The sequence below is a fragment of the Telluria sp. LT1R51-2 genome (genome assembly GCF_059685775.1).
On sequence record NZ_JCASIM010000001.1, the window covers coordinates 3,276,758 to 3,293,068 of the forward strand.

Below are 16,311 nucleotides of genomic sequence, written 5' to 3' on the forward strand. Positions count from 1 at the left end.
ATTGTGGTTAAGCATGTTCCGTTGTGAAATTTCCACAACAACAAGCGGATGGGGTATGTCAGGCCGGTACGAGCAGGTCGAGCTGCGCCTGATCCAGGAAGCACCACTCGCCTTCGGCCAGTCCCAGCGCGGCCAGCGTCAAACCGCCGATCTGTGCCCGGTGCAGCGCGCTGCAGTGATTCTCGGCAGCAGCCAGCATGCGCTTGACCTGGTGGTATTTGCCCTGTTCCAGCACGATCTCGATGGCCCGCTCGTCCAGCTTGACGCAGGAAACCGCCTTCAATGGCGCCGGCTCGTCGTGCAATTGCACACCAGCGAGCAGTTTTTCGACCAGTTCATCCGTCACCGGTTCGGCCGTGGTGGCGTGATACACCTTCGGCACATGGCGCTTAGGCGACGATTGCGCGTGGATGAACGGACCGTCGTCCGACATCAGCAGCAGACCGGTCGTATCGTGATCGAGGCGGCCAACCGGTTGCACATCGCGCCAGGTAAATTGTTCTGGCAACAGGGTCAGCACGCCCGGATGGTGGCTGGGTTTGCGCGAGCACTCGAAGTTGGCCGGCTTGTACAGAGCAATATAGACACGCTCGCGGTACACCCATTCTTCGTCGAACACGGTCAGGACCAGGCCGTCGGTCTCGAACGTGGCCTTGAAGTTATCGGCCACCTCGCCGTTGACAGCAACATCGCCATCCTCGATCAGGGCGCGGCAGTATTTGCGGGTGCCGAATCCCTGCGATTGCAGGATGCGGTCTAGGGACAGTTTACTCATGGGGCGAGACTTTACCAGAACCGGTCCGCCCCGGACAGACTGACAATTAGACCAATGTTTTTTAGTCAACTTGCATGCCGCGATTCATTTGAGCAGCGTCAAGTCTGAAGAAATCCTTATTGATAGACTTCAACATGTTAGGAATCCGCCTAACGGCTTTGATAGTCCTTTGCCATACATCAAGGTGCAATTCCGCCAGAGAACAGGAACGAACGTGAACGATGATCTCGACATCTGCTACGACAAGCTCTCCCCGCATGAAGTGCACTGCACGCGCCAGCGGGTTGCGCGTGCACACGCGGCGCTGTTTCCCACGCTGATGGCGCTGGCACGCTGGAGCAGCGGCGCCCGCACCCTGCCGCAAGATGACCGGTTCCGGCTGCGCACGGCGTGGTTCGCGCGGGTCGGCAGCTTTCATCAGGACTGGCTCGAGCGCGGCGGCTTCGCCCAGCATGACGATTTGCCGCCACTGCGCCAACCAACCATGTGGCACCCGCCGCGCCTGGTACCGCCCCTGACGCCTCAGGTCAATGACGCCCTGACTGATCAATGCAACGACAGCAACCTGCACCACGCGTCACGCCACACCGGTCGCGATGACGATGCCGCCAGTGCGGCAGCATGACCTGATATCGGCAGCCTCCCTCACGGCATCGCCACAGACAACGCCCGTCAACGACGGCTGGCACGACAGAGGCTGAAAAGCCCGCGCCAGCCGCACTCCCCTGTTTCATCAAAGAGAAACAACGGTCGCCCAGTCGGCAGACGTAGCGTGGGCGGCTATGCCGCCCACGCGTTCAACGCATCACCGCTCGACCAAAAGAAAACGACGGCCTGGGCCGTCGTTTTCAATCCCGCCGCGCGCATGCGCCCGCCCGGGACAGTCCTACCGCGAGGAATGACAATTCTCTCGAAAACCGCACCGCGGTGCAGTCGCCAGCGTCCGCCGTCCGGAATCGATCGACAAGCATGTCAACCCATCCACTGCAGCATCGGCCACCGTTTTACTATAGCCGCACAGCGCGAGGTTTCAAGAACAAAATGCTCAGCGCAATTTGGGGACAGCGCTGTGGTATGCCGCCCTGACGGCGCTTTCGCCGACCGACGCGCCAAATTTCTTCAGTACCCGTTCCGGCAAGCCTTCGTGCGCCGTGTAGTCGACGATGTCTTCGGCCTTGACGATGTCGCGCGCCACGGTGTCGACGGTGCCGAAGGCATCGGCCAGGCCCATGTCGACAGCGCGCGCACCGGTCCAGTACAGGCCAGAGAACGTCTCGGGCGTTTCTTTCAGACGCTTGCCACGCCCCGCGCGCACCACCGAGATGAATTGCTGGTGGATTTCGTTGAGCATCGCCTGGGCGTGTTCGCGGTGCTTTTCCGATTGCGGGCTGAACGGATCGAGAAACCCCTTGTTTTCGCCAGCGGTCAGCAACCGGCGCTCGACACCCAGCTTTTCCATCGTGCCGGTAAAGCCGAAGCTGTCCATCAGCACGCCGACCGAGCCGACGATCGAGGCCTTGTTGACGTAGATGCGGTCGGCGGCCGAGGCAATATAGTAGCCGCCCGAGGCGCAGATCTCGTCAACCACGACATACAGCGGTTTGTCGGGATAGCCACGCTTGAGGCGCTGGATTTCATCGACGATGATGCCGGCCTGGACCGGGCTGCCGCCCGGACTGTCGATGCGCAGCACGACAGCGGCCGAGCCGGGATCGGAAAACGCCTTGTTCAGCGACGGGATCACGGTGTCGGCCGCGCCGCTGCCTTCGGATTCGATTTCACCGTTGATTTCGATCAGCGCCGTGTGGCGGCCGAGGTTTTCGGTGTCGCCGCTGGCGAAGTTGAAGTCGTAGTAGGCCCACAGGGCCAGCAATGCCACGATCAGGAAGCCGAGCTTGAAGAAGATGCTCCAGCGGCGCGCAGAGCGCCGTTCCTGGACGGTGGCAAATACCAGTTTCTCGAGCGTGTCGCGCTCCCAGTTGCTCATCGTCGGATTCGACGCGAGCCGGCTGTCGCCAGGTTGGTCAATGCTCGTATGGTCACTCATAAAGTCGGAAGGTGGACGACGAAACGCCGTCCCCGCGCGTCACGCGCGGGGCTGTTCGTGCGGCAATCAGTATATCGTGCCAGCGCCCTCGCGTACGGTCGGCAAGACCACCCGTACGTCGCGGGCGGGCAGCTGGCCCGCGCCTGGCTCCCGGCAAACCGGACTTCAGGCGTGCTCGAGCAGCCAGTCATGCAGCTCGGGGATGTTCTTGGCAGAGAACAATGGTTGGCACGCGTGGAGTTGGCTGACCGGATGGGCGCCGAACTCGACCGCGATACCGGCGGCGCCGGCATTGGTGGCCATCTGCAGGTCGTGCGTGGTGTCGCCGATCATTACCGTGCGGCGCAAATCCTGACCAAGTTCGCGCGTCAGTTCTTGCAGCATCGCCGGATGTGGCTTGGAGAATGTCTCATCGGCGCAACGGGTCGCGTCAAAAATCGACAGCAGCCCGGTCGCATTGAGCGCGCGGTTCAGACCGACGCGACTCTTGCCGGTGGCCACGGCCAAAAAGTAGCCCTCGTTCGACAACGCACTGAGCATCTCGGGCACGCCCTTGAACAGCACCAGCTGGTGGTCCTTGGTCAGAAAATGGTGCCGGTAACGCTCGACCATGCGTGGATACAGCGCCGGCTGGATATCGGGCAGCACTGCCTGCATCGCTTCGGCCAGGCCGAGGCCGATGACGTGCGCGGCCGACGAATCGGTGGGCACCGGCAAGCCCAGGTCGCGCGCCGCCGCCTGGATGCACTTGACGATGGCGGCAGTACTGTCCATCAAGGTGCCGTCCCAATCGAAGACGATCAGGTCGAATTGTTTTCTAGCCATAATTAGTGGCGGCCAGGCCGCCGGTCCCCTGTTGTTTTTTATTGGTGCGCTGTCGTACTTGCGCGATGTGGTTGCTGGGCGCCAGCCGGTGTTACACCGGGGCGCCCAGACTGGTCAGGAAGCGCTCGCACTCGGCCGGCATCGGCGCGCGCAAGGTCATGCGCTCGCCCGAGTCCGGATGCGTGAACGTGATCTGGTGCGCGTGCAAAAACATGCGCTTGAGCGCGCCACGGCTGTCGGTCGCCTTTTGCAATTGCTTGTTGAACGCAAAGTCACCGTATTTTTCGTCGCCCAGGATCGGGAAGCCCGACGAGGCCAGGTGAACCCGGATCTGGTGCGTGCGCCCTGTTTTGAGCTCGGCTTCGAGCAAGGCGAAATTGTGCCATTTTTTTAACAAACTGAAAATCGTGTGCGCTTCCTGACCACCGGCCTGGACCAGCACGCGCTTCTCGCCCTCTGCGCTCGTGTATTTATGCAGCGGCAAGCGGATGTGCTGGCGCTTGTTGACCCAGTCGCCTTTCACGGCTGCATAGTAACGCTTGTCGGTCGTGCCTTCGCGCATCTGGTCATGCAGGTGCGTCAGCGCGCTGCGTTTCTTGCCGATCAACAAGAGACCTGAAGTTTCGCGGTCGAGCCGGTGCACCAGCTCCAGAAACTTCGCTTGCGGGCGCGCGGCGCGCAATTGTTCGATCACGCCGTACGACACGCCCGAGCCGCCGTGCACTGCCACGCCGCACGGCTTGTCGATCACGAGCAGATGCGCGTCTTCATAGACCACGGCGAATTCAGCGCCGGGGGCTGCGTGTTCGGCCGACTTTTCGGCGATGCGGATGGGTGGAATGCGGACGGTGTCGCCGGCAACCAGGCGGTACAACTGGTCGATGCGGCCCTTATTGACACGGACTTCGCCGGAGCGAAGGATGCGGTAGATGTGGCTCTTTGGTACGCCTTTACAGACACGCAACAGGTAGTTGTCGATGCGCTGGCCAGCTTCTTCTTCGTCGATTGTCACGAACTGCGCTTGCAGTGCTGCGGGGGATGAAGGGGGGACACTATCGTTCTGCATTGCCATTCGGTCTGTCTTCCCAGAAATTCTCTCTAAGTCCTTCATTTTGAATATATAATCGACAGGCGGCGGTCAAACCTCTGCTGGTGTAAGAATTAAAATGAAATTTTACACTGGGGCACGCCCCATCGGCCCCGCCAAATGCAAATTCGATGGAAAGAACGTGTACGCACATCCTTGCGCCAATCAAGGTTGCAACCGATTTGTAATCGGATTGCGCGCAATGATGCCGGATTGGATTGTCAGGATTCTTAAGGATAAGTACCAGCAAGCATCCTTAACAAAGTGCTTGCCGGTTGATGGTGTCGATAACGCTTGTCGTTTTCGCCGACCCCGCTGCTGCTGCATCCACACCGCTTGAGCAAGGCTGTCTCTTCGCCTCCAGGCCGGTCGATGGTTGCTGCGCCCAGGTTCGGCTGGCTGTGGCACACCCTCCCTTGTTCGTTGCTGTGCCAACCCCAATGTGGTGGCAGGTGACGAACAAAAGTTGCGGCGTGTTTAGACAATGACGTTCGGCCCCACAGCGCCCCGTTGCGGCAGCGAAATTACTTTGCTGTACCGCACGCCCGGGCATACCCCCTCCTGTCACCCGTCCCCGCATACATCCCTGTAGCTGCGCCGCCTGCGAGGGCGGCCTTCACACGGCCCCCGGGTCACGGAGTACTAAAAATGAAACGCATGTTGTTTAACGCGACGCAGCAAGAAGAGCTGCGCGTCGCTATTGTCGATGGCCAGAAGCTGATCGACATCGATATCGAGACTGCCGGTCGCGAACAGCGCAAGTCGAATATCTACAAGGGTGTCATCACCCGCATCGAACCCTCCCTCGAAGCCTGCTTCGTCAGCTACGGCGAAGACCGCCACGGCTTCCTCCCCTTCAAAGAAGTCGCCCGCACGTATTTCCGTGAAGGTGTCGACGTGCGCAACTGCTCCATCAAGGAAGCGCTGCGCGAAGGCCAGGAAATCATGGTCCAGGTCGAAAAAGAAGAACGCGGCAACAAGGGCGCTGCCCTGACCTCGTTCATTTCGCTGGCCGGCCGCTACCTCGTCCTGATGCCGAACAACCCGCGCGGCGGCGGTGTATCGCGCCGTGTCGAAGGCGAAGAACGCCAGGAACTGCGCGAAACGATGGACAAACTCGACTTGCCACAAGGCATGTCGGTAATCGCCCGCACTGCGGGCATCGGCCGTAACGTCGAAGAACTGCAGTGGGATTTGAACTACCTGATGCAACTGTGGCGCGCGATCGAAGGCGCCGGCAAGTCGTCCAACGGCGCGTTCCTGATCTATCAGGAATCGTCGCTCGTCATCCGCGCGATCCGCGATTACTTCCAGCCGGACATCGGCGAAGTACTGATCGACACCGACGAAATCTATGAGCAGGCGCAGCAGTTCATGAGCCACGTGATGCCCGACATGGCGCACCGCGTGAAGCGTTACAGCGACGACGTGCCGCTGTTCTCGCGTTTCCAGATCGAACACCAGATCGAAACCGCCTACGCGCGCACCGTGCCGCTGCCATCGGGCGGCGCCATCGTGATCGACCACACTGAAGCACTGGTCTCGATCGACGTCAACTCGGCCCGCGCCACGCGCGGTTCGGACATCGAAACGACCGCCTTCAACACCAACTGCGAAGCAGCCGACGAAGTGGCGCGCCAGTTGCGCCTGCGCGATCTGGGCGGCCTGATCGTGATCGACTTCATCGACATGGAAGTGGCCAAGAACCAGCGCGAAGTCGAACAGCGCCTGAAGGACGCCCTGCACCATGACCGCGCCCGTGTTCAGATGGGCAAGATTTCGCGCTTCGGCCTGATGGAACTGTCGCGCCAGCGCCTGCGTCCGTCGCTGTCCGAAGGCTCCCACGTGACCTGCCCGCGCTGCTCGGGCACCGGCCACATCCGTGATACCGAATCGTCGGCCCTGCAAGTCCTGCGCATCATCCAGGAAGAGGCGATGAAGGAAAATTCGGCCGCCATCCACGTGCAGGTGCCCGTCGATGTCGCTGCTTTCCTACTGAACGAAAAGCGTGGCGAAGTGCTCAAGATCGAGAATCGCCACCGCATCACCGTGATCCTGATTCCGAACAAGCATCTGGACACGCCGCATTACAAGCTCGAGCGCATCAAGCACGACGATCCACGCCTTGAAGACGCCCACGCCAGCTACGCGATGGCCGAGTCGGCCGATACCGACATGGCCTACGCGAAACGCCAGAAAGAAGAAGCCAAGCCGCGCCAGGAAGCCGTCGTCAAGACGATCACCCCGGCCCAGCCTGCGCCGCTGGTCGACCGCAGCGAGGCGGCCAAGCCAGCCAAGCCTGCTGTCGCCCCTGCTGTGGCGGTGCCCGTGCCGGCGCCGGTGGAAGAAGAAGGTTTCTTCGCCAAACTGCGCAATTTCTTCTTCGGCAAGCCAGAACCGACAGGCGCCGCACCGGCCGTGCTGGTCGAAGTGCCGGTCGCCGCCCCTGCGCAGGCAGAGCGCGACCGCAACAACCGCAGCAAGAATGGCCGCACCGGTGGCCGTCCAGCTGGCAAGCCAGGCCGTGAGCGCGAAGAGCGCGAGTCGGTTGCCAAGACCGCCGCACCGGGCGAAGAGCTGGCCAAGGGCCCGGACGCCGAAGCGCGTCCACCACGCCCGCCGCGCCCGCCACGCCCACCGCGCGAAGGCCGCGAGCCACGTGAACCACGCGATCCGGCCGATGCCGCGCCACGTGCCGAAGGCGCCGAGCGTCCGGAACGTGCCGAGCGTCCTGAACGCGGCGAGCGTAAAGAGCGCCAGCCACGTCAGCCGCGCGAGCGCACCGAGCGTACGGAACGCACCACCCAGGTCATCGAAGCCAAACTCGATGAAATCAATGTCAGCCAGGTGGTGTCGAACACCACCGTTGCCGTGACCACCACCGGTCCGGAAGGCAGCCAGGAAGTCGTGCAGCAAGTCATCAAATCGGTGACCACGATCGGCCCGGATGGCGAAGAAGTCGAGATGGATGGCGACGAGCCACGCCGTCGTCGTCGTCGCGGTGGCCGTAACCGCAACCGTCGCGATCGTGACCAGATCGAAGGCGAAGGCGGCGAAGGCAACGAAGACGCACCAGCGTTCGCGCCGGTCGCGGACGAAGAAGTGGCCAAGGTCGCCGCAGCAGCGCGCGCCGCCAAAGCCAAGCCGGCCCAGGCGCCATGGCCGTTCCCGACCTCGGCATCGATCACTGCCAAGGACCATGCGGCGCAATCTGCAACTGCAGCACCAGCAGCGGCGCCGGTGGTTGAGCAAGCGGCGCCGGTCGAAGGCAATATGTTCCCGACGTCGGCGTCGATGGCGGCAACGACGGCCGAGGATGCGCCTGCCAATGTCGAGCCAGTCAACTTCCCGACGGCAGCATCGATGGGGACGCCGGCGGAAGTCTCGGCACCAGCATCGACCGAACCGGTCATGTTCCCGACGGCGGCATCGGTGGCGGCTGAACAGGTTGCTGCCGAGCCGGTCGTGGCAGAGGCTGCGCCTGCACTTGCACCTGCACCAGCGCCTGTCGAGGCGCCGGTGGTGGAAGTCGCTCCTGCGCCCGTTGTCGAGCCTGTTACCGCTGTGGCGGTCGAGCCAGCACCAGTGGCAGCCCCGGAAGTAACCACGGCGCCTGCGCCAGTGGCTGCTACCCCTGCGCCAAAGCTGGACGACATGCTGGCCGAAGCCGGTCTGCAACTGGCCGCGACCGATCCTGAAAAGCTGCGCGCCGCCCAGGCCGCAGCAGCGCAGGCGGCCACGCCAGTGCGCGTCGGCCGTGCCCGCAAGCCGGTCGTCGTGCCGGTCGACGAGCCGCTGGTGCAGGTCGATACCAGCCGTCAGTAAGCACCAAGTAGTACATCCGGCGTACGTTGCCCCTCGCTCAGGCGGGAACAACGTACGCCGGACCCCATCCCTTCTCTCCATGCAGCAGCGCGCCCGGCAGTATTCCCGGGCGCATGCTATCGTATTGGAATGGCTGAAAAAATCATCCTTATCAATGACCTGCGCTCATCGAAGCTGCGGGTCCCGGCCGTGCCGGAAGCACCTACGGGTCTGCTGAGCGACGCGCTTGGCCGGCCGCTGCACGACTTGCGCATTTCCGTCACCGACCGCTGCAATTTCCGCTGCGTGTATTGCATGCCGAAGGAAGTGTTCGACAAGGATTACCAATACCTGCCGCACGGCGACCTGCTGTCATTCGAAGAGATCACGCGCGTGGCGCGTCTGTTCGTTGCACACGGCGTCGAAAAGCTGCGCCTGACGGGCGGCGAGCCGCTGCTGCGCAAGAATCTTGAACGCCTGGTGGGCATGCTGCGTGCGATTCCTACACCCGGCGGCCGCCCGCTCGACCTCACCTTGACGACCAACGGCTCGATCCTGGCGCGCAAGGCGCAAGCCCTGAAAGACTCGGGCCTGGACCGGGTCACGGTCTCGCTCGACGCGCTCGACGACGGCGTGTTCCGCAGCATGAACGACGTCGACTTTTCGGTGGCCGATGTGCTGCACGGCATCGATACCGCGCATGCGGTGGGCCTGGGGCCGGTCAAGGTCAATATGGTGGTCAAGGGTGGCACCAACGTCGATCAGATCCTGCCGATGGCACGTCACTTCAAGGGCTCGCCGACGATCCTGCGCTTCATCGAATTCATGGATGTGGGCGCGTCGAACGGCTGGGACATGCGCGACGTCGTGCCGTCGGGCGACGTGGTACGCCGCATCTCGGCCGAGCTGCCACTGGCGCCCGTGGCCGCCAATTACAGTGGCGAGACTGCGTCGCGCTGGCGCTACCTCGATGGCGACGGTGAAATTGGCGTGATTTCCAGCGTCACGCAGGCGTTTTGCGGCGATTGCAGCCGCCTGCGCCTGTCGACCGAAGGCAAGCTGTATACCTGCCTGTTCGCCACGCGCGGCCACGATATGCGCGCGCTGCTGCGCGAAGGGCATGACGACCTGGCCCTGAGCGGCGCCATCGCGCAACTGTGGCGCGACCGGGCCGACCGCTATTCCGAAACCCGCTCGGCAGAGACCGGCATGGGCCAGCTGGACGGGCCACGCCGGGTTGAAATGTCCTATATCGGTGGCTAATTGACGATGCAAGCAGGCTTGATCAGCGGATTGGTTCTGGCGGGCGGGCGCGGCTCGCGTATGGGGAACGTGGACAAAGGCTTGCGGCCGTTCCGTTCCAGCACGATGGTAGAGCACGTGTTGGCGCGTTTGCGGGCGCAGGTGGGGCCACTGGCGATCAGCGCCAACCGTAATCTCGAGACCTACCGCGTGTTTGGTGCGCCCGTGCTGACCGACGAAATGGCGGATTTTCCGGGCCCGCTGGCTGGGCTCGAAACGGGCTTGCGCCACTGCGCCACGCCGTATCTGCTGGCCGTGCCGTGTGATTCGCCGTTCCTGCCGCTTGACCTGGCTGCACGCCTGTTCGCGGCGATGCAGGAGCAGGATGCCGACGCGGCCTACGCCGCAACGCATGACGCCGGCATGCCTGTGCAATTGCATCCGGTGTTCTGCCTGGTTCGCGCCGACCGGCTGGCTTCTTTGTCGGCCTATCTTGCGGCCGGCGGTCGCAGCGTCGAGGGCTGGTTGCGCGAGCTAAACGCGGTCGACGTCGTGTTCGACGACGCCGACGCCTTCCGCAACATCAACACCCTCGACGAGCTGCGCGGACTCGAACAACCCGCCTTCCCTGCCAGCCTGGCCCAGGTGGCCAGCTGCATCAACGGCTATGATCCGGAAGCACTGCCGGTGCGCGACGCCCAGCGCATCATCCGTGAATTCGTCCAGCCGGTGCGCGCCGTTGAAATGGTGGCGCTGCGCGCAAGCCTGGGCCGCGTGCTGGCGCGCGACCTGGTCTCGCCGATTAACGTGCCGGCGCACGACAACTCGGCAATGGATGGCTACGCACTACGTGGCGCCGACCTGCCGCAGGCTGACGTGGCAACGTTCAAGGTGGTCGATATCGTGTATGCGGGCAAGCCGTCCGCGGTCGTACCCGGTCCCGGTGAGTGCGTGCGCATCATGACGGGCGGCGTAATGCCGGCCGGCTGCGACAGCGTGCTGCCACAGGAATTTGCCGACAGCGGCGACGACGTCGGCATGACCGTGCGCGCCGGCGCCATCCGCGCTGGCGACAACCGCCGGCTGGCCGGCGAAGATTTGAAAGCCGGCAGCGCCGCCCTGAAGGCCGGCCGCATCATCCGGCCATCCGACCTGGGCCTGTGCGCGTCGCTGGGCTTTGCCGAAATCCCCGTGCAACGACGCCTGCGCGTGGCGTTCTTCTCCACCGGCGACGAGCTGCGCTCGATCGGCGAGCCGCTGGGCGAAGGCTGCGTGTATGACAGCAACCGCTACACGATCTACGGCATGCTCCAGCGCCTGGGCTGCGAGATCATCGACATGGGCGTCGTGCGCGACAGCCGAGAAGCGCTGGAAGACGCGCTGCGCACCGCCTGCGAAAACGCCGACGCGATCATCACGTCGGGCGGCGTTTCGGTCGGCGCGGCCGACTACACCAAACAGGTGATGGCGCAGCTGGGCGACGTGACGTTCTGGAAAGTGGGCATGCGCCCAGGTCGCCCATTGGCATTCGGGCGCGTGGCATCGAACGGCCGCAGCGCCTTCCTGTTCGGCCTGCCGGGTAATCCGGTCGCGGTGATGGTGTCGTTCTACTTCTTCGCACGCGACGCGCTGCTGCAGATGATGGGCGCCAACGCCCCACTCCCGCTGCTGCAGGCGCGCTCGCCCGAGGCGATCCGCAAGAAACCAGGCCGCACCGAATACCAGCGCGGCATCGTCGCGCGCGGACCCGACGGCGCCCCCGAAGTGCGCCTCACCGGCGCCCAAGGCTCAGGCATCCTGCGCTCAATGTCCGAAGCCAACTGCATGGTCGTACTGCACGACGAGCAAGGCAGCGTGGCTGCCGGCGAGATGGTCGACATCCTGCCCTTCGAAGGCCTGTTCTAAACCTCTAGACACAGCGCCTCACCTACCGCAACCATCAAATTCTTGCCCCCAGACCCTTACAAAACAATTAGGGTCAGAGTCGAATTGTTTGACAACTTTAGACAATTGCCCATTAATTCGACTCTGACCCTAATTAATTTTGAACAGTTTGGCAACAAAATCGCTTCATTCTGGAAATTGAATTCCGACCGGAATCGGATTTGGCGTTTGGCGGCTGAAAACCCTCTAAAACAATTAGGGTCAGAGTCGAATTGTTTGACAACATTGGGTAATTGCCCATTAATTCTACTCTGACCCTAATTGTTTTTGTGACCTCTGGGAAACTGTAGGGGTGCCTTCAGTCTTCGCGTTCCAGGCCGTCAGAGCCCAAGAGTAATTGGGCGGCTTCGGTTGGGAGGGCTTCGACGGATTTGAGCTTGCGGGCCATCTGGCGGCTGCGTACTTCGGCGTTTTCGATGTTTTTGGCGGCGCGCTCCAGCGTCGTTTTCGTTGCGGCCAGCACGTCGCCGAATTTGGTGAACTCGGTTTTGACGGCGCCCAGCACCTGCCACACTTCGGATGAGCGCTTTTCCAGCGCCAAGGTGCGGAAACCCATCTGCAGGCTGTTGAGCAAGGCGCTCAGTGTCGACGGGCCGGCGATCGTCACGCGCAGCGTGCGCTGCAGGTCGTCGGCCAGGCCTGGGCGACGCATCACTTCGGCGTACAGGCCTTCGGTCGGCAGGAACAGGATCGCGAAATCCGTCGTCTGTGGCGGCGAGACGTATTTGTCGCAGATGGTCTGGGCCTCGCGCCGCACCGCCCGCTCCAGTTCGGCGCCGGCGCGGATGACGCCTTCGGCGTCCGCAATGTCGGCCGCGGCCTGCAAGCGTTCGTACTGCTCTTTCGGAAACTTGGCGTCGATCGGCAACCACAGTGGCGCCCCGCCCTCGACGGTGCCTGGCAGCTTGATCGCAAACTCTACCCGCGCGTTCGACCCCGCCACCGTCTCGACGTTCTTCGCATACTGCTCGACCGTCAACACCTGCTCGAGCAGCATCTCCAGCTGCACCTCGCCCCACGTGCCGCGCGTCTTCACGTTCGTGAGCACGCGCTTGAGATCCCCCACGCCGATGGCAAGTTGCTGCATCTCGCCCAGACCCTGGTGGACTTTTTCCAGCCGCTCGGACACCTGGCGGAACGATTCGGTCAGTCGCGTTTCCAGCGTCGCGTGCAGCTTTTCGTCGACCGTCTGGCGCATCTCTTCCAGGCGCTTGCCGTTGTCCGCCTGCAGGTCGCGGATCTTCGACTCGAGCGTGTTGCGCACTTCGAGCATGCGCTGGGCGTTCGATTCGGTGAGATTGCCCAGCGTTTGCTGCAGCGTGTCGGCAAAGCGCTTGAGCGCGCGCGCCTGCTCTTCGCGCCCGCTGCTCGATTGCAGCTGCATCTGCTGACGCATGCTGTCAAATTGCTGGACCAAGGCGTTGTGATACTGGGCCAGGTGGCCGGCGGTCTCCTGGCGCGTCGATTGCGCACTGGCCTGCAGCTCCTGGCGCAGCTCGCGCTCGAGCCGTTCGATGTGCGCGCCGTTGCCATCCCCGCTGCCGCGCAGGCGCAGCAAGACCAGCACCAGCAACGCGATGATGAGCGCGAGGCCCACCAGGATCAGGATTTCTGCTGTCGTCATCGTGTCAATCGGCCTTGTTGCGCATCCAGTCGGCGGTCTCGAAGAACGACGTCAGCAGGCGCACCCGCAGCGCCTCGTCGTAGCCCAGGTCTTCCATCGCCCACGCCATCGCGCGCAGCCACGCGTCGCGCTCCTTGGTGCCGATTGCATACGGCAGGTGGCGCGCACGCAGGCGCGGATGGCCATAGCGTTCGATATACAGGTCCGGGCCGCCCATCCACCCGGACAAGAACATGAACAGCTTGTCGCGCGAGCTGTCGTTGGGCACCGGGTGCATCACGTGGATGTTGGCGAACTCCGGCTCGAGCTGCATCAGGTCATAGAAACGATCGACCAGCGCGCGCAGGCGCTCGGCGCCGCCCATGATCTCGTACAGCGTTGGCGTGTCGGCTTGCATATCTTGCATATCCTGCATGCTCACGCCTCCCGCAAGGTCTGCAGCGGCGGCTGACGCAGCACGCCGCGCAGGCCAAACCAGCCACCAACGATCGCGCACAGGATGCCCACCACCAGGCCCGCGAGCCACACGCCTGGCGCGAACGTCCACGGGAACTTGAATTGGTACGTCGCCAGCGCCCAGCCCAGCGCCGCAGCGCCCGTCGCGGCGAGAAGGCCCGACAGCCCACCCACCAGCACGAACTCGATCCGCTGCGCCCGCGCCAGTTGCTGGCGCGTTGCGCCCAGCGCCCGCAGCAGGCCCCCTTCACGCGTGCGCTCGGAGGTCGAACCCATCAACGCCGCATACAGCACCAGCACGCCCGAGGCCAGCGTGAACAGGAACAGGAACTCGACCGCGACCACCACCTGGTCCAGCACGTCCTGCAGCTGGCGGATGATGCCCGAGACGTCGACCACGGTCAGGTTCGGATAGGCGCGCGTAAGCGCATTGCCCAGGTTCGCGCCTTCGGCCGGCACGTGGAACGCCGTCATGTAGGTCGTGGGCGCATTGGCCATCGCGGCCGGATTGATGATGACGAAGAAGTTGGCGCGCATCGAGCCCCATTCGAGCTTGCGCACGCTGGTGATCTTCGCGTCCACCATCAGTCCTGCCATGTCGAAGCGCAGGCTGTCGCCCAGCTTCAGGCCAAGGCGGTCCATGATGCTTTTTTCGACCGACGCTTCGGCCAGGCTGGGGGCGTCCCTGAACCAGGCACCCTCGACCACCTCATTCCCCTCCGGCAGCGCGTTGGTCGTCGACAGGTTGAATTCGCGGTTGGCCAGGCGGCGCGCCTCGCCATCGGCGAAGGTGTCGCTCTTGATGGCGGCGCCGTTGATCGCCGTGAGGCGACCACGGATCATCGGGAACAGCACCGGCTCCTTCACGCCAGCCGCCTGCAGCTGGCCTTCGACGCCCTTCGTCTGCTCGGGCAGGATGTTGATCACGAAGCGGTTCGGCGCATCGGCCGGCGTGGCCGACTGCCAGGCCGCCATCAGGTCACCCCGCACGACGGTCAGGAGCAGCAGCGCCATCAGGCCCAGCGATAGCGAGACCACCTGCACGACCGTGGCGCCGGGCCGGCGCTGCAGCGACGTGACGGCAAAGCGCCAGGCCTGCTGCGGGAACAGGTTGCGCATGCGGCGCAGCAGTTTGAGGCCCAGCCAGGCCACGAGCGCGAATACGGCGAAGCCGCCGAGGAAGCCGCCGGCCGTGATCAGCGCCAGCGTCAGGTCGCGCGCCTGCCAGTAGAGCAGCAGGACAAACGCGCCCACGCCCAGGCCATAGGTCGCCAGCGCGGCCGGTTGCGGCGCGCCGGCTTCGCGCCGGATCACGCGGTTGTGCGGCACATTGCGCAATTGCAGAATCGGCGGCAGCGCAAAGCCCACCAGCAGCAGCATGCCCGTGGCCACACCCTGCAGCGCCGGCAGGATCGACACCGGCGGCAGCTCGGTGCGGATCAGCGATGCGATCAGTTCGAGCAGCACGAAGTGCGCCCCGAAGCCCACCAGCACGCCGAGCACGCTGCCCAGCAAGCCGACGAGGGCAAACTCGGTCACGTACATGACAGTGACCTGGTTCTGGGTCAGGCCCAGGCAGCGCAGCATCGCGCAGGCATCCAGGTGGCGGCTCATGAAGCGGCGCGCCGCCATCGCCACGGCCACCGCCGCCAGCATTGCCGACAGCAGGCCCACGAGCGACAGGAACAAGCCCGCGCGATCAAGCGTCGCGCGCATTTCCGGGCGCCCGTTTTCGAGCGTCTCGATACGCACGCCCTTCAGGTTGCCGTCGTTGATCTGCGCGCGCAGCCAGGTTTCATAGGCCTTGATGGCCGCCAGGTCGTTGCGGTTGGTCGAGGCAATCTGCAGCCGGAAGTCCACGCGCGCGAAATCGTCCACCAGGCCCGTGGCCTTCAGATCGGCCATTGACAGCATCACGCGCGGCGCGAAGTTCGCGAACGACGCGCCTTTATCGGGCTCGGTGGCGATCAGCTGGGTGATGCGCAACTGGCTGTTGCCCAGCGTGAGCATGCCGCCCACCTGCGTCGACAGCTGCGCGAGCAGGCCAGGGTCGACCCACACGGTACCGGGCGCCGGCACGGCGCGTGTCGGCTCGCCGCGCGCGCCGCTGGCCGCGACCGGATCGGTCGTGATCTTCATCTGGCCGCGCAGCGGATAGCTTGTTGACACGGCCTTGATCGACGAGAGCTGCGCCAGCGAATCGTCGCCCTCGCCTGCCTGCGCCATGCTCGGGAAAGTCACGGTGTCGGCCAGCAGCAGGCCGCGCCGCGCCGCTTCGTCGCGCCAGGCCTGGGGCACCGGGTCATCGGTCTTGACCAGCAGGTCGGCGCCCAGCAGCTGGTGCGCGTCGCGGTCCATGCCGGCGCGCATGCGGTCAGTGAAGAAGCCGACCGACGTGAGCGCCGCCACGGCGACGATCAGCGCCACCAGCAGGAAGCGCAGTTCACCGGCGCGCCAGTCGCGCGCCGTCATGCGAAGTGCCTGGACGAACATGGCGTCGCTCCGTG

11 protein-coding genes are annotated in these 16,311 nt (G+C 63.9%); 4 read left to right on the forward strand and 7 right to left on the reverse strand.

Going from position 1 to position 16,311, the window contains the following annotated elements; all coding sequences use genetic code 11:
• Nucleotides 1-58: 58 nt before the first annotated feature.
• Entirely contained in the window at nt 59-775 is a 717-nt protein-coding gene (locus tag AC56LH_RS14505) for a pseudouridine synthase (RefSeq protein WP_499647133.1), read from the reverse strand.
• A 214-nt stretch (nt 776-989) separates the two neighbouring features.
• On the opposite strand from AC56LH_RS14505, the gene AC56LH_RS14510 reads away from it, so the two are divergent.
• Complete coding sequence (locus AC56LH_RS14510) at nt 990-1,400, forward strand: hypothetical protein (protein ID WP_499647135.1); 411 nt, start codon at nt 990-992, stop codon at nt 1,398-1,400.
• A 420-nt stretch (nt 1,401-1,820) separates the two neighbouring features.
• Here the strand turns inward: AC56LH_RS14510 and AC56LH_RS14515 are convergent, their stop codons facing one another.
• From AC56LH_RS14515 to AC56LH_RS14525, 3 genes are all read right to left on the reverse strand, one after another.
• Nucleotides 1,821-2,822, reverse strand: a complete 1,002-nt coding sequence (locus tag AC56LH_RS14515) for a S49 family peptidase (protein ID WP_499580795.1) — start codon at nt 2,820-2,822, stop codon at nt 1,821-1,823.
• 165 nt (nt 2,823-2,987) lie between these two features.
• Nucleotides 2,988-3,647 (reverse strand): HAD-IA family hydrolase, encoded by a 660-nt coding sequence (locus tag AC56LH_RS14520; protein WP_499647137.1) that lies wholly within the window; start codon nt 3,645-3,647, stop codon nt 2,988-2,990.
• A 91-nt stretch (nt 3,648-3,738) separates the two neighbouring features.
• Nucleotides 3,739-4,719 carry an RluA family pseudouridine synthase gene (locus AC56LH_RS14525; RefSeq protein WP_499647139.1) on the reverse strand — a complete coding sequence of 327 codons (981 nt, stop codon included), beginning with the start codon at nt 4,717-4,719 and terminating at the stop codon, nt 3,739-3,741.
• Nucleotides 4,720-5,382: 663 nt separating this feature from the next.
• On the opposite strand from AC56LH_RS14525, the gene AC56LH_RS14530 reads away from it, so the two are divergent.
• The 3 genes from AC56LH_RS14530 to moeA all read left to right on the forward strand — a co-directional run bounded on the left by AC56LH_RS14530 (nt 5,383) and on the right by moeA (nt 11,685).
• On the forward strand, nt 5,383-8,559 hold the full coding sequence (locus tag AC56LH_RS14530; protein WP_499647141.1) for an Rne/Rng family ribonuclease: 3,177 nt from the start codon (nt 5,383-5,385) through the stop codon (nt 8,557-8,559).
• A 129-nt stretch (nt 8,560-8,688) separates the two neighbouring features.
• Nucleotides 8,689-9,801 (forward strand): GTP 3',8-cyclase MoaA, encoded by a 1,113-nt coding sequence (gene moaA / locus AC56LH_RS14535; protein ID WP_499647143.1) that lies wholly within the window; start codon nt 8,689-8,691, stop codon nt 9,799-9,801.
• A gap of 6 nt (nt 9,802-9,807) precedes the next feature.
• Entirely contained in the window at nt 9,808-11,685 is a 1,878-nt protein-coding gene (moeA, locus tag AC56LH_RS14540; RefSeq protein WP_499647145.1) for a molybdopterin molybdotransferase MoeA, read from the forward strand.
• 337 nt (nt 11,686-12,022) lie between these two features.
• Here moeA and AC56LH_RS14545 read toward each other — a convergent pair whose 3' ends face one another.
• The 3 genes from AC56LH_RS14545 to AC56LH_RS14555 are packed head-to-tail and all read right to left on the reverse strand — an operon-like array spanning nt 12,023 to nt 16,297.
• A complete protein-coding gene (locus AC56LH_RS14545) occupies nt 12,023-13,348 on the reverse strand; it encodes a DNA recombination protein RmuC (RefSeq protein ID WP_499647147.1) in 1,326 nt (441 codons plus the stop codon).
• Between the two features lie 4 nt (nt 13,349-13,352).
• A complete protein-coding gene (locus AC56LH_RS14550) occupies nt 13,353-13,754 on the reverse strand; it encodes a group II truncated hemoglobin (RefSeq protein WP_499559678.1) in 402 nt (133 codons plus the stop codon).
• Nucleotides 13,755-13,765: 11 nt separating this feature from the next.
• Nucleotides 13,766-16,297: an ABC transporter permease gene (locus tag AC56LH_RS14555; RefSeq protein WP_499647149.1), complete on the reverse strand. Its 2,532-nt coding sequence runs from the start codon at nt 16,295-16,297 to the stop codon at nt 13,766-13,768.
• Between the last annotated feature and the right edge of the window lie 14 nt (nt 16,298-16,311).